The organism is Bradyrhizobium sp. ORS 375, from assembly GCF_000239775.1.
Lineage (GTDB): Bacteria > Pseudomonadota > Alphaproteobacteria > Rhizobiales > Xanthobacteraceae > Bradyrhizobium.
In genome coordinates this window covers 16,188-29,775 of the sequence record NZ_CAFI01000114.1, presented here as the reverse complement: position 1 = coordinate 29,775, position 13,588 = coordinate 16,188, and the positions used below count along the sequence as shown (strand labels likewise).

The 13,588-nt window shown below is 64.0% G+C and carries 15 protein-coding genes; 12 read left to right on the top strand and 3 right to left on the bottom strand.

Features of this window, described 5'->3' with window-relative positions; genetic code table 11:
- The first annotated feature begins 17 nt into the window (after positions 1–17).
- A complete protein-coding gene (locus tag BRAO375_RS10095) occupies positions 18–566 on the top strand; it encodes a TadE/TadG family type IV pilus assembly protein (RefSeq protein WP_009027365.1) in 549 nt (182 codons plus the stop codon).
- A 215-nt stretch (positions 567–781) separates the two neighbouring features.
- Here the strand turns inward: BRAO375_RS10095 and BRAO375_RS10090 are convergent, their stop codons facing one another.
- The 3 genes from BRAO375_RS10090 to BRAO375_RS10080 form a co-directional block, all read right to left on the bottom strand.
- Complete coding sequence (locus BRAO375_RS10090) at positions 782–994, bottom strand: cold-shock protein (protein WP_006612155.1); 213 nt, start codon at positions 992–994, stop codon at positions 782–784.
- A gap of 296 nt (positions 995–1,290) precedes the next feature.
- Positions 1,291–1,581, bottom strand: coding sequence for a translation initiation factor IF-1 (gene infA, locus BRAO375_RS10085; RefSeq protein WP_009027364.1), 291 nt, complete (start codon positions 1,579–1,581; stop codon positions 1,291–1,293).
- A 24-nt stretch (positions 1,582–1,605) separates the two neighbouring features.
- Positions 1,606–3,051: a DEAD/DEAH box helicase gene (locus BRAO375_RS10080; protein WP_009027363.1), complete on the bottom strand. Its 1,446-nt coding sequence runs from the start codon at positions 3,049–3,051 to the stop codon at positions 1,606–1,608.
- Between the two features lie 509 nt (positions 3,052–3,560).
- On the opposite strand from BRAO375_RS10080, the gene urtA reads away from it, so the two are divergent.
- From urtA to BRAO375_RS10025, 11 genes are all read left to right on the top strand, one after another.
- Positions 3,561–4,883, top strand: coding sequence for an urea ABC transporter substrate-binding protein (urtA, locus tag BRAO375_RS10075; RefSeq protein WP_009027361.1), 1,323 nt, complete (start codon positions 3,561–3,563; stop codon positions 4,881–4,883).
- A gap of 138 nt (positions 4,884–5,021) precedes the next feature.
- A complete protein-coding gene (gene urtB / locus BRAO375_RS10070) occupies positions 5,022–6,584 on the top strand; it encodes an urea ABC transporter permease subunit UrtB (protein ID WP_009027360.1) in 1,563 nt (520 codons plus the stop codon).
- Positions 6,581–7,744 carry an urea ABC transporter permease subunit UrtC gene (gene urtC, locus BRAO375_RS10065; protein WP_009027359.1) on the top strand — a complete coding sequence of 388 codons (1,164 nt, stop codon included), beginning with the start codon at positions 6,581–6,583 and terminating at the stop codon, positions 7,742–7,744. The genes urtB and urtC overlap by 4 nt, the downstream gene beginning before the upstream one ends.
- Before the next feature lie 4 nt (positions 7,745–7,748).
- Positions 7,749–8,510 (top strand): urea ABC transporter ATP-binding protein UrtD, encoded by a 762-nt coding sequence (gene urtD / locus BRAO375_RS10060; protein WP_009027358.1) that lies wholly within the window; start codon positions 7,749–7,751, stop codon positions 8,508–8,510.
- A 3-nt stretch (positions 8,511–8,513) separates the two neighbouring features.
- On the top strand, positions 8,514–9,209 hold the full coding sequence (gene urtE / locus BRAO375_RS10055; protein WP_009027357.1) for an urea ABC transporter ATP-binding subunit UrtE: 696 nt from the start codon (positions 8,514–8,516) through the stop codon (positions 9,207–9,209).
- 59 nt (positions 9,210–9,268) lie between these two features.
- Complete coding sequence (locus BRAO375_RS10050; RefSeq protein ID WP_009027356.1) at positions 9,269–10,105, top strand: urease accessory protein UreD; 837 nt, start codon at positions 9,269–9,271, stop codon at positions 10,103–10,105.
- A 61-nt stretch (positions 10,106–10,166) separates the two neighbouring features.
- A complete protein-coding gene (locus BRAO375_RS10045) occupies positions 10,167–10,469 on the top strand; it encodes an urease subunit gamma (protein WP_015669637.1) in 303 nt (100 codons plus the stop codon).
- Positions 10,470–10,600: 131 nt separating this feature from the next.
- Entirely contained in the window at positions 10,601–10,906 is a 306-nt protein-coding gene (locus tag BRAO375_RS10040) for an urease subunit beta (RefSeq protein WP_006612145.1), read from the top strand.
- 4 nt (positions 10,907–10,910) lie between these two features.
- Entirely contained in the window at positions 10,911–11,450 is a 540-nt protein-coding gene (locus BRAO375_RS10035; RefSeq protein ID WP_009027355.1) for an HD domain-containing protein, read from the top strand.
- A 54-nt stretch (positions 11,451–11,504) separates the two neighbouring features.
- Positions 11,505–13,220, top strand: coding sequence for an urease subunit alpha (gene ureC, locus BRAO375_RS10030; protein ID WP_009027354.1), 1,716 nt, complete (start codon positions 11,505–11,507; stop codon positions 13,218–13,220).
- A gap of 48 nt (positions 13,221–13,268) precedes the next feature.
- Positions 13,269–13,568, top strand: coding sequence for a putative quinol monooxygenase (locus tag BRAO375_RS10025; protein ID WP_008964711.1), 300 nt, complete (start codon positions 13,269–13,271; stop codon positions 13,566–13,568).
- The last annotated feature ends 20 nt before the right edge of the window (positions 13,569–13,588 follow it).

Genomic DNA, 13,588 nt, shown 5'->3' with positions numbered 1-13,588 from the left:
AAGGACCGAGGCCCAAGATGGATTTCCGCCTGCTCCGGCGCTTCCGCGCCGACCATAGCGGTGTTGCCGCGACCGAGTTCGCCTTCATCGTGCCGCTGATGCTGGTGATGTTCTTCGGCACGGTGGAGTTCTGCTCGGCGATCGCGGTCGACCGCAAGGTGACGCTGATGGCGCGAACGCTGTCCGACCTGACGTCGCAGTCGACCTCGGTCGGCGATACCGACATGTCGAACTTCTTCGCGGCCTCGACCGGCATCATGTATCCCTATTCGACAACGCCGGTGAACGCGACGATCACCGAGCTCGTCGTCGATTCCACCGGGAAGCAGGCGACCGTGGTGTGGAGCAAGGGGTCGGCGCCGCGCACGACGGGCACGACCGTCGGCGTGCCGGCCGATCTTCTGGTTGCCAACACCTACCTGATCTTCAGCGAGGTGAACTACCAGTACGTTCCGACGGTCGGGTACGTCATGGCCAAGACCGGCATCAACCTCAGCGACGTCGCCTATACACGGCCGCGGCAGTCGACCTGCGTCTTCTACAGCCCCAAGACCAGCTGTACCTGACCCTGGATGCGAGCCTGAAGCCCTGACAGAATTGGCCGGTCTGGCGATCGTTCGGGCCGACCACCATCAAAACGAAAAAGGCCGCTGAGAGCGGCCTTTTTTGTATACGCATGCTTGTATGCAGATCGTGCGTTGCAAGTCCGACCTTGCGAGTTCAACCTTGCAAGTCCGAGCAGAGCTGAAGGCGACTGATGGTCGCCTTCAGCGCGCGCGGCTTAGTTGGCAGCGCGGAGATTGTCGGCAGACGACTTGCCCGAACGGCGGTCAGCCACGATCTCGTAGGAGATCTTCTGGCCTTCGCGCAGCGTGCCGAGACCGGCGCGCTCGACGGCGCTGATGTGCACGAACACGTCATTGCCGCCGTCATCCGGCTGGATGAAGCCATAGCCCTTGGTTGCGTTAAACCACTTCACGGTTCCCATGCTCACGGGGGTAGTTCCCTTCTCAGATATCAAATGTCGTAACCCAGGGGTCTGGGCTGGTTAGATCGAATTTTTGGAAGGGTCGTCAGCGTCTGAACCGGCTGTACCGGTAATAGCTAATCTCGTCCGGCCGAAAATCGATTGCGGGGTATATTATTGGAAATGACCGCGCAAAACAATCCTGAGGTGCGGGAGGGCGCACGATTTTTTGACGCGCCGACATGATGCCGGCGCGCTGGATTGTGGCGGATTGCGCAGGAGCTGGACAGGCGGGGATGCCGGCGGAACGCGTTCCGCCCACGTCAGCGACGGCGGAACTGGCCGCCCCGCTGCGGGCCGCCGCGCGGCGGGCCCCCCGGTGTGCTCGGCCTTTCGTCCTTGTGGCGGAAGATCAGCCGGCCTTTTTCCAGGTCGTAGGGCGACATCTCGACGGTGACGCGGTCGCCGGCGAGCGTCTTGATGCGATTCTTTTTCATCTTGCCGGCGGTGTAGGCGACGATCTCGTGCCCCGCGTCGAGTTGAACCCGGTATCGCGCGTCGGGAAGGATTTCGGTGACCAGCCCTTCGAACTGGATCAGCTCTTCCTTAGCCATGTCTTTCTCCAGATCGATGGACGTCTAGTTTGGCCGTTGGTTGCGGTTATGAGCGTGGTTTTTGGGTCTGCCCTCGCGATGCAGGAATGCAACGCCTTGAATCGACCCGGCCTTGCCGCCGCCTTGCGACGGTCGCTGGGGCTCCTGACGATTGCCTGGCAGAGGCGGCATCTTAGCATTGGAACGACGACGACGGCGAGGGCCTTTTGCGCCGTTGCCCCCATCGTTGGGCCGCGCATTCTGCATGCCAGGACGGCCGCCGCCATGGTTGCCTTGACGTTGCCCTTGCCGTTGCTCTTGGCGCTGCGGCTGGCCGGCGGGCGCGGCGTCGCGCTGGCCCGGGGTCCGGCGGTCCTCACGCGGCAGCGTGGTCTTGGTCAGGCGCTCGATGTCGCGGAGATAGGACATCTCGTCGGAGCCCGCGACCAGCGAGATGGCCACGCCATCAGCCCCGGCGCGCGCCGTGCGGCCGATGCGGTGGACGTAGGTCTCGGGCACGTTCGGCAGGTCGAAATTCACGACATGGCTGACGCCGTCGACGTCGATGCCGCGGGCGGCGATGTCGGTCGCGACCAGGGTGCGGATCTCGCCGGTGCGGAACGCCGCGAGCGTCCGCTCGCGATGGTTCTGCGACTTGTTGCCGTGAATGGCCTGGGCCGGGATGCCGGCCTTTTCCAGGCCCTTCACGACCTTGTCGGCGCCGTGCTTGGTGCGGGTGAACACCAGGGCGCGGTTGACCGGCTCGTCCTTGAGCAGCTGGGCCAAGAGGCTCGGCTTGGCGGAGTGATCGACCTGGATCACGCGCTGGGCGATGCGCTCGACAGTCGAGGAGACCGGCGTCACGGCGACCCGAGCCGGATCGCGCAGCATGGCATCGGCGAGCTCGGCGATGTCCTTCGGCATGGTGGCCGAGAAGAACAGCGTCTGGCGTTTGATCGGCAGCTTGGCGACGATCTTACGGATGTCGTTGATGAAGCCCATGTCGAGCATGCGGTCGGCTTCGTCGAGCACCAGGAACTCGACATGCGACAGTTTCAGCGCGTTGCCCTGGACGAGGTCGAGCAGCCGGCCTGGCGTGGCGACCAGCACCTCGACGCCGGGCATGACCGCGCGCACTTGGCGGCCCATGGGGACGCCGCCGATAGCCAGCGTCGAGCTCAGGCGAATGTGCCGGCCGTAGGTGTTGAAGCTGTCGAGGATCTGGCCGGACAGCTCGCGGGTCGGGCTCAGCACCAGCACGCGCGCCGTCTTCGGCTGCGGCTTGATGCGGTTCTCCAGCAGGCGATGCAGGATCGGCAGCGCGAACGAGGCGGTCTTGCCGGTTCCCGTCTGTGCGATACCGATCACGTCGCGGCCTTGCAGCGCGAGTGGGATGGTCTGGGCCTGGATCGGGGTGGGAGTGGTGTAGTTCTCTTCCTTCAGCGCGCGCGTCAGCGCGTCAGCGAGGTTGAAATCCTGAAAAGAGGTCAAAAGATTGGGCTTTCCATAAGAGGATAAGGCCCGTGTCGGCAGGCAGCCGGACGCGGGTGGGTGGTTGAAGAGACACCCGCGTGTTTGGAGCGTCGAGATTGGATAGGAGAGAATGCAAAGCCAGAAGCTCATGTGGAGCTAAAGAACACGCGGCTTGCAGAGATCCGGCCGATTCGCCTCGATCTATCAGCTATATGGAACAGGTGGACGGCACTTTCAAGGCCGCTGCGCAAGCGATCGGCGAAGTGGACGGTACCCGGCTGCTTTAAATTTAGTCATTCGAAACAAAGTGCATAAATCGTTGGCTATATGCCGGCTGAATAATCAGGTGGCATGCCTAAAGTCGCGGCACGCAGTTGCGACCTTCCGCCGCGATTTTCTTGAGTTCCGTATTCAGGTCAATGCCTTAAGCGATGCGCGCCGCATGGCACGCTTCTTGCGATTCTTCCGCCGCAGACCGCCGGCCGCCTTGGCTGCGAAGCACGTCTGCGTCAGGGAGATATTATCGCATGCTTACTCGACTCACTCAGGAATTAACGGCGCCGTTCAGCCGCCGTCGCTGGCTGGCTGCTGCTGCCGGCCTGGCCCTCGGCGTCGCCGGCTTCAACTCCGCAAAAGCCGCTGACGACACCATCAAGATCGGCGTTCTGCATTCTCTGTCCGGCACCATGGCCATCAGCGAGACCACGCTGAAGGACACGATCCTGTTCCTGATCGACGAACAGAACAAGAAGGGCGGCGTGCTCGGCAAGAAGCTCGAAGCCGTCGTCGTCGACCCCGCCTCGAACTGGCCGCTGTTCGCCGAGAAGGCGCGCGAGCTGATCACCAAGAACAAGGTCGCGGTCGTGTTCGGCTGCTGGACCTCGGTGTCGCGCAAGTCGGTGCTGCCGGTGTTCAAGGAGCTCAACAGCATCCTGTTCTACCCCGTGCAGTACGAGGGCGAGGAGAGCGAGCGCAACGTGTTCTACACCGGTGCGGCGCCGAACCAGCAGGCGATCCCGGCGGTCGACTACCTGATGAAGGAAGAGAAGGTGAAGCGCTGGGTGCTGGCCGGCACCGACTACGTCTATCCGCGCACCACCAACAAGATCCTGGAGGCCTACCTGAAGTCGAAGGGCGTGGCTCAGGACGACATCATGATCAACTACACGCCATTCGGTCACTCCGACTGGCAGACGATCGTCGCCGACATCAAGAAGTTCGGCTCGGCCGGCAAGAAGACCGCCGTGGTCTCGACCATCAACGGCGACGCCAACGTTCCGTTCTACAAGGAACTCGGCAACCAGGGCATCAAGGCCAAGGACATTCCGGTCGTCGCGTTCTCGGTGGGTGAGGAAGAGCTCGCCGGCATCGACACCAAGCCGCTGGTCGGCCATCTCGCCGCCTGGAACTATTTCGAGTCGATCAAGACCCCGGCGAACGAAAAGTTCATCAAGGACTGGCAGGCCTACACGAAGAATCCGAAGCGCGTGACCAACGACCCGATGGAAGCGCATGTGATCGGCTTCAACATGTGGGTGAAGGCGGTCGAGAAGGTGAAGTCGACCGATGCGGACAAGGTGATCGATGCTCTCCCGGGCACCGAGGCGCCGAACCTGACCGGCGGCGTGTCGAAGATGCTGCCGAACCACCACATCACCAAGCCGGTGTTCATCGGCGAGATCAAGGGCGATGGCCAGTTCAGCGTCGTCTACAAGACCAAGGATCTGGTCCCCGGCGACGCCTGGTCGAAGGAGCTCGAGGGCTCCAAGGACCTGATCGGCGACTGGGTCGGCAAGAAGTGCGGCAACTTCAACACCAAGACCAACAAGTGCCTGGGCTCGGGCACCTGATCTCGACCTGACGATATCATGACGATCGGAGAAGGCGGCGGTCTGCCGCCTTCTCTTGACCTCCTGAACTCCTGCCGGGGTTATCCAGTGCCTGCTATTGTTCTCGCGCTTGTGCGCGGCCTTCTTTTATCCATTGCCTTGTTCGCCGCGACCGCTCCGACCTTCGCCGCCAGCTTCGAGGAGTCGGTCGCCAAGTTCGCCAACGACGATTTCTCCGACACCGACGACGCGGTGGGCGAGATTGCCGTCTCGGGCAATCCGCTGGCCTTCCCGATCATCAGCGCGCTGCAGGACGAGCGGCTGATGTTCGATGCCGAAACCAAGAAGGTCTTCATCAAGCAGGCCGACGGCAAGATTATCGACGCCGCGACGGGCGCTGCCGTCGATAAGCTGCCGGACAGCGCCGCAGCCGTCAGCCTCAACAACCGGCTGCGCCGCAGCGTCGATGCCGCGCTCGGCGGCCTGACCCTGCTGTCGCCCGACACCAACACCCGGCTGACCGCGGCGAAATCCGTGTTCAAGTCGCATGAGGAGGCGACGCTGCCGACCGTCGAGTCGGCGCTCGCCAAGGAAACCAATGGTGCGGTGAAGCAGGCGCTCACCGAGGCGCGCGCTGCGATCCTGCTGTTCAAGTCCGACGCCAGCGAGGTGGACAAGCTCGAAGCCGTCGCCACGATCAAGGCGCGCGGCGATCAAGAGGCGCTGGCGCTGCTGACCGAGATCAGCGGCGGCGACCAGCCGGCGAATGTCGCCAAGGCCGCGGCGAGTGCGATCTCCTCGATCCAGGGCTCGCTCGCGATCTGGTCCGGCGTGCAGAACGCATGGTATGGGCTGTCGCTCGGCTCGGTGCTGCTGCTGGCCGCGATTGGGCTCGCCATCACCTTCGGCGTCATGGGCGTCATCAACATGGCCCATGGCGAGATGGTGATGCTCGGCGCCTACACCACATTCGTGGTGCAGGAGGTCATCCGCACGCGTTACCCGGCGCTGTTCGACTATTCGCTGCTGATCGCCGCACCGCTCGCCTTCCTGGTGGCTGGCGCGATCGGTGTACTGATCGAGCGCACCATCATTCGCTTCCTGTATGGCCGTCCGCTGGAGACCTTGCTCGCGACCTGGGGCCTGTCCCTGATCCTGCAGCAGGCGGTGCGCTCCGCGTTCGGTCCGACCAACCGCGAGGTCGGCAATCCCTCCTGGATGAGCGGCGCGTTTGAGTTGGGACAGATCACCATCACCTACAACCGGCTCTGGATCCTCTGCTTCACGATGGCCGTGTTTGCGATCCTGCTGGCGATGCTGCGCTACACCGCGCTCGGTCTGGAGATGCGCGCTGTCACGCAGAACCGCCGCATGGCGGCGTCGATGGGCATCGCGACCTCACGGGTCGACGCGCTCACCTTCGGCCTCGGCTCGGGCATTGCCGGCATCGCCGGCGTGGCGCTGTCGCAGATCGACAATGTCAGTCCCAATCTCGGCCAGAGCTACATCATCGATTCCTTCATGGTCGTGGTGTTCGGCGGCGTCGGCAATCTCTGGGGCACCCTGGTCGGCGCCTTCACGCTCGGCATCGCCAACAAGTTCCTGGAGCCGGTCGCCGGCGCCGTGCTCGGCAAGATCGCGATCCTGGTGCTGATCATCCTGTTCATTCAGAAGCGCCCGCGCGGCCTGTTCGCGCTCAAGGGCCGGGCGGTGGAAGCATGATGCCGCATATGCTCACCCGCTCGCTCGACCGTGGCGCCTCGATCTTCCTCCTGGTCGTTGCCGCCTGCGGCATCCTCATCCCTCTGTCCAACCTGCTGCTGCCGGCGGGCTCGGCGCTGCAGGTGCCGACCTATCTGGTGGCGCTGTGGGGTAAATATGTCTGCTACGCGATTCTGGCGCTCTCGATCGATCTGATCTGGGGGTATTGCGGCATCCTCTCGCTCGGCCACGGCGCGTTCTTCGCGCTCGGCGGCTACGCGATGGGCATGTATCTGATGCGCCAGATCGGCACCCGCGGCGTCTACGGCAATCCGATCCTGCCGGACTTCATGGTGTTCCTGAATTATTCGAAGCTGCCCTGGTACTGGCACGGCTTCGACATGTTCTGGTTCGCCGCGGTGATGGTGCTGCTGGTGCCCGGCCTGCTCGCCTTCGGTTTCGGCTGGCTCGCCTTCCGCTCGCGCGTCACCGGCGTCTATTTGTCGATCATCACCCAGGCGATGACCTATGCGATGCTGCTCGCCTTCTTCCGCAACGATTTCGGCTTCGGCGGCAACAACGGCCTGACCGATTTCAAGGACATCCTCGGCTTCAACGTCCAGGCTGAGGGAACGCGCGCTGCGCTGTTCGCTTTGAGTTGTCTGGCGCTGATCCTGGCGTTCCTGATCTGCCGTGCCGTCGTATCGTCGAAGCTCGGCAAGGTGCTGATCGCGATCCGCGACGCCGAGTCACGGACGCGCTTTCTGGGCTATCGCGTCGAGTCCTACAAGCTGTTCGTGTTCACGCTGTCGGCCTGCATGGCCGGCGTCGCCGGCGCGCTGTACGTCCCTCAGGTTGGCATCATCAATCCAAGCGAGTTCGCTCCTGGCAACTCGATCGAGGCGGTGATCTGGGTCGCAGTCGGTGGCCGCGGCACGCTGGTGGGAGCCGCGCTCGGCGCAGTCGTCGTGAACTACGCCAAGACGTTCTTCACCTCAGGCGTACTCGCTCCGTACTGGCTGTTCATGCTCGGCGCGCTGTTCGTACTCGTGACCTTGCTTCTTCCCAAAGGCATCATCGGCACTTTCAATGCCTGGTGGGAGCAACTCGGCACCAACAAGCCCAACGCCGCGAGCGCCGCCCGCGAGGACGGCGTCACCGAACCCAAGATGGCGGAGTGATCCCGTGAACGTGATGGATACCCGCTCGACCTCGTCGCTGCTCTACCTGGACGGCGTCCACGTCTCCTTCGATGGCTTCCACGCCATCAACAACCTGTCGCTGACACTCGAGCCGGGCGAGATGCGCGCCATCATCGGCCCGAACGGCGCCGGCAAGACCACGATGATGGACATCATCACCGGCAAGACCAAGCCCGATGAGGGCACGGTGCTGTTCGACGGCAAGACGGACCTGACGCGGCTCGACGAGACCCGCATCGCCGAGCTCGGCATCGGCCGCAAGTTCCAGAAGCCGACGGTGTTCGAGAGCCAGTCGGTCGAGGACAATCTGCTGCTGGCGTTGAATGTCGATCACAGCGTCAAGGGCACGTTGTTTTGGCGCGGCTCGAGGGGCGAGGCCGAGCAGATCGACAAGGTGCTGGAGACGGTGCGGCTCAAGGATGTCCGGCGCAAGCTCGCCGGCAGCCTGTCGCACGGCCAGAAGCAGTGGCTTGAGATCGGCATGCTGTTGGCGCAGGATCCGAAGCTTCTGCTGGTCGACGAGCCCGTGGCCGGCATGACCGACGTCGAGACGCATCAGACGGCGGAGCTGCTCAAGGAAATCAATCGGGATCACACCGTCATGGTCGTCGAGCACGACATGACCTTCGTGCGCGAGCTCGGTGTCAAGGTCACCTGCCTGCATGAAGGCACGGTCCTGGCCGAGGGCACCATTGACCAGGTGTCGTCGAACGAGCGCGTGATCGAAGTGTATCTGGGACGCTAGGCAATGCTCGACGTCAAAGACATCAATCTCTATTACGGCGCCGCCCAGGCGCTGCGCGGCGTCTCGATCGCCGCGGAGCCGGGCAAGGTCACCTGTGTGCTCGGCCGCAACGGCGTCGGCAAGACCTCGCTGCTGCGGGCGCTGGTCGGACAGTATCCGCTGGCCTCCGGCAGCATCATCTTCGACGGCGCCGATATCACCCACCTCAAGCCCTATGAGCGGGCGCGCAAGGGCATCGGCTTCGTGCCGCAGGGCCGTGAGATCTTTCCGCTGCTGACCGTCGAGGAGAACCTCAAGACCGGCTTCGGCCCGTTGAAGCGGTCCGACCGCAGCATCCCCGACGATGTGTTCTCGCTGTTTCCGGTGCTGGAATCGATGCTCGGCCGCCGCGGCGGCGACCTCTCCGGGGGCCAGCAGCAGCAACTCGCGATCGGCCGCGCCATGGTGATGCGGCCAAAGCTCCTGTTGTTGGACGAGCCGACCGAGGGCATCCAGCCCTCGATCATCAAGGACATCGGCCGGGCGATCTCGTATCTGCGCAATCTCGGCAATATCGCGATCGTCCTTGTCGAGCAGTATCTCGACTTTGCCTGCGAACTCGGCGACAACTTCGCCGTGATGGATCGTGGCGCAGTGAAGTTCACCTGCACCCGCGCCAATCTCGACCAGGCCGAGATCAGCCGCCAGATGGCGTTGTGATCGTTACCTAGCTTTAAGGGCGCGGCCTCGCCGCGTCCGGTCCCAGGGGGAGGGGATCGATGCGGGCCGATCCCGCCACCACCGCCGCCGACATCTTCGAGGCCAACCGCGCCCGCGGCGCGGTGCGCTTCGACGTGCGGCTGCAGGACGGCGTGACGCGCCGCCATCATCTGCATGAGTCCGGCTCGCTGCGCGTGCGCTTTCCGTCGCCCGAGGACGACGGCCTCTCGGCGATGTTCGTCAACACGGCCGGCGGTATCGCAGGCGGTGATCGCTTTTCGATCGAGGTTGCGGCCGGCGAGGGCAGCCGCGTCACGTTGTCCAGCGCAGCGGCTGAGAAGATTTATCGCGCCCCTGGCCGACCGGCCGGACTCGATATTGCGCTGAAGGCTGAAGCCGGCGCGCATATTTCCTGGCTGCCGCAGGAGACGATCCTGTTCGACCGCGCCCGCATCCACCGCCGCATCGACATCGACCTCGCCGACACGGCCTCGCTGCTCCTCTGCGAGATCGTCGTGTTCGGCCGCACGGCGATGGGCGAGCGCATGCGTGAGGGCGAGTTCGTCGATCGCTGGCGGCTCAAGCGCGGCGGCAAGCTCGTGTTCGCCGAGACGGCCCGTCTCGATGGCGACATCGGCGACAAGCTGGGGCAGCCGGCCATCGCCAAGGGCGCCGCCGCCATCGGCACGGCCCTGATCGTGCCCGGTGATGCGGCGCTGGTCGAGCGCATCCGGGAAAGCCTGCCGACCTTTCGTGGAGAGGCCGGCCTGTCGGCTTGGAATGGATTTGCAATGGCGCGCTTCTGTGCCCAAGATGCCGCGAGCCTGCGCGCCGACATGATGGCCGTGCTCGGCTGCGCCTCCGCCGTGCCGCTGCCGCGGCTGTGGCTCAATTAGACGTTTACGAATCGACGTTTACGAACCCGCGATTACCAGAAGCGATCACCAGAGAAGCCGCATGAACCTGTCTCCCCGCGAAAAGGACAAGCTCCTGATCTCGATGGCCGCCATCGTGGCCCGCCGCAGGCTCGAGCGCGGCGTCAAGCTGAACCATCCCGAGGCGGTTGCCATCATCTCCGATTTCATCCTTGAAGGCGCGCGCGACGGCCGCACCGTGGCCGAACTGATGCAGGCTGGCGCCCAGGTGCTGACCCGCGATCAGGTGATGCCCGGCATCCCCGAGATGATCCACGACATCCAGGTCGAGGCGACGTTCCCGGACGGCACCAAGCTGGTCACGGTGCACGAGCCGATCCGGTGAGGCGAGCCCAACTCTTTCGGTCGTCATGCCCGGGCTTGACCCGGGCATCCACGCTCTTCGATCTCAATGGAAAGACGTGGATGGCCGGGTCAAGCCCGGCCATGACGCAGTGGAAACCTGCGAGGTAACACATGATCCCCGGCGAACTCTTCATCCAGGACGGCGAGATCGAGCTGAATGCCGGCCGCAAGACGGTGACGCTCTCGGTCGCCAACACCGGCGACCGGCCGATCCAGGTCGGCTCGCACTACCATTTCTTCGAAACCAATCCGGCGCTGAAGTTCGACCGCAAGAAAGCGCGCGGCATGCGGCTCGACATCGCCGCCGGCACCGCGGTGCGCTTCGAGCCCGGCCAGACCCGCGATGTGCAGCTGGTGGCGCTTGCGGGCAAGCGCATGGTCTATGGCTTCCGCGGCGACGTGATGGGCAAGCTGTAGACCGATGCTGACCGGACTGCGCCTCGTCTCCGAAGCGGCCGAGCTGGCGGCGCGCCGCCATGCCGGCCAGCAGCGCGAAGGGCGCGACGAGGAGCCGTATATCAATCATCTCGCCGAGGTTGCCAACATCCTCGCTAGCACCACGGACGGTGCGGATGCCGAATTGGTCGCAGCCGGCTGGCTGCACGACACGATCGAGGACACCGACACCACGCGCGACGAGCTGGCACAGCGCTTCGGCGCGCGCGTGGCAGGTCTGGTCGAGGAAGTCACCGATGACATGACGCTGCCGAAGAGCGAGCGGCGCGCCGTCCAGGTCATCGCGGCGCCCGGCAAGTCCGCCGGCGCCAAGCAGATCAAGATCGCCGACAAGATCAGCAACATCCGCGCCCGCGTCTTCTTCGAGCCTGACCTCGAACAGCAGCTCGAACTGATGGAGTATGTCGGCTGGGCCGAACAGGTCGTCGCCGGCTGCCGCGGCGTGAATGAGAAGCTGGATGCGCTGTTCGACGAGACAGTCACGAATGCAAGAGGGTCGCTGTGAGCGGATCGCCGGCGTCTCGACAACACGACACACAGAACTGATTGGGGGCCAACGATGTCCGTCAAGATCAAGCGTTCCGTCTATGCCGACATGTTCGGCCCGACCACCGGCGACAAGGTGCGGCTGGCCGACACCGATCTCATCATCGAGGTCGAGAAGGACTTCACCACCTATGGCGAGGAGGTGAAGTTCGGTGGCGGCAAGGTGATCCGCGACGGCATGGGCCAGTCGCAGGCGACCAGCAAGCAGGGCGCCGCCGACACCGTCATCACCAATGCGCTGATCGTCGACCACTGGGGCGTGGTGAAGGCCGACGTCGCGATCAAGGACGGCATGATCTCGGCGATCGGCAAGGCCGGCAATCCCGACATCCAGCCGGGCGTGACCATCGTCATCGGTCCTGGCACCGACGTGATCGCGGGCGAGGGCAAGATCCTCACCGCCGGCGGCTTCGACAGCCACATCCATTTCATCTGCCCGCAGCAGATCGAACACGCGCTGATGAGTGGCGTCACCTCGCTGCTCGGCGGCGGCACCGGCCCGTCGCACGGCACGTTCGCGACCACGTGTACGCCGGGCCCCTGGCACATCGGCCGGATGATGCAGTCGTTCGACGCCTTCCCGGTCAATCTCGGCATCTCCGGCAAGGGCAATGCGTCGCGTCCCGCCGCGCTGGTCGAGATGATCAAGGCCGGTGCCTGTGCGCTGAAGCTGCACGAGGACTGGGGCACGACGCCGGCCGCGATCGACAATTGTCTGTCGGTCGCCGACGATCACGACATCCAGGTGATGCTGCATTCGGACACGCTGAACGAGTCCGGTTTCGTCGAGGACACCATCAAGGCCTTCAAGGGCCGCACCATCCACGCGTTCCATACCGAAGGCGCCGGCGGCGGCCACGCGCCCGATATCATCAAGGTCGCCGGCCTGAAGAACGTGCTGCCCTCGTCGACCAATCCGACGCGGCCGTTCACGCGCAACACCATCGACGAGCATCTGGACATGCTGATGGTCTGCCACCATCTCGATCCGTCGATCGCCGAGGATCTCGCCTTCGCCGAAAGCCGCATCCGCAAGGAGACGATCGCGGCCGAGGACATCCTGCATGATCTCGGCGCGCTCTCGATGATGTCGTCGGACTCGCAGGCGATGGGCCGGCTCGGCGAGGTCATCATCCGGACCTGGCAGACCGCCGACAAGATGAAGAAACAGCGCGGCGCCTTGCCGCAAGACAAGGGCAGGGACAACGACAATTTCCGCGTCAAGCGCTACATCGCCAAATACACGATCAACCCGGCGATCGCCCATGGCGTGTCGAAGCTGATCGGCTCGGTCGAGAAGGGCAAGCTCGCCGACCTCGTGCTGTGGTCGCCGGCGTTCTTCGGCGTCAAGCCGGACTGCGTGATCAAGGGCGGCACCATCGTGGCGGCGCCGATGGGCGATCCGAACGCCTCGATCCCGACTCCGCAGCCCGTGCATTACCAGCCGATGTTCGGCGCTTTCGGCAAGTCGCTGACGGCCTCCTCGGTGATCTTCACATCCAAGGCGGCGGTTGCCGGCGGTCTTGGGCGCAAGCTCGGCCTGTCCAAGAAGCTCTATGCGGTGCAGAACACCCGCGGCAAGATCTCGAAGAAGAGCATGATCCACAACGACGCGACGCCGAACATCGAGGTCGATCCCGAGACCTACGAGGTGCGTGCAGACGGCGAATTGCTGACCTGCGAGCCGGCCGAGGTGCTGCCCATGGCGCAGCGCTATTTCATGTTCTAAACTTGCGCCCGGTACCCAGAAACAGAAACGTACCGGGAGGACTGCTTCGTGATCTATGTCGTTGCCACCTTGACCATCAAGCCCGAAACGCGTGCCGAGTTCATTGCCGCGGCCACCGCCTGCATCGAAGGGACCCGCAAGGAACCCGGCAATATCGCTTATGATCTGCACGAGAGCGTGACGGATCCGAGCCGGATGGTGTTTGTCGAGCAGTGGGAGAATGCGGAGGCCCTGGTGCCGCATCGCGCGACCGAGCACATGAAGACGTTCGGGCGTGTCGCCGTGAAATGCATGGCGGCGCCGCCGAAGATCGAGATCATCACGCCTGAGAAGGTCGATGTCCGCTGAGCGGAATTATGAGATGAGGA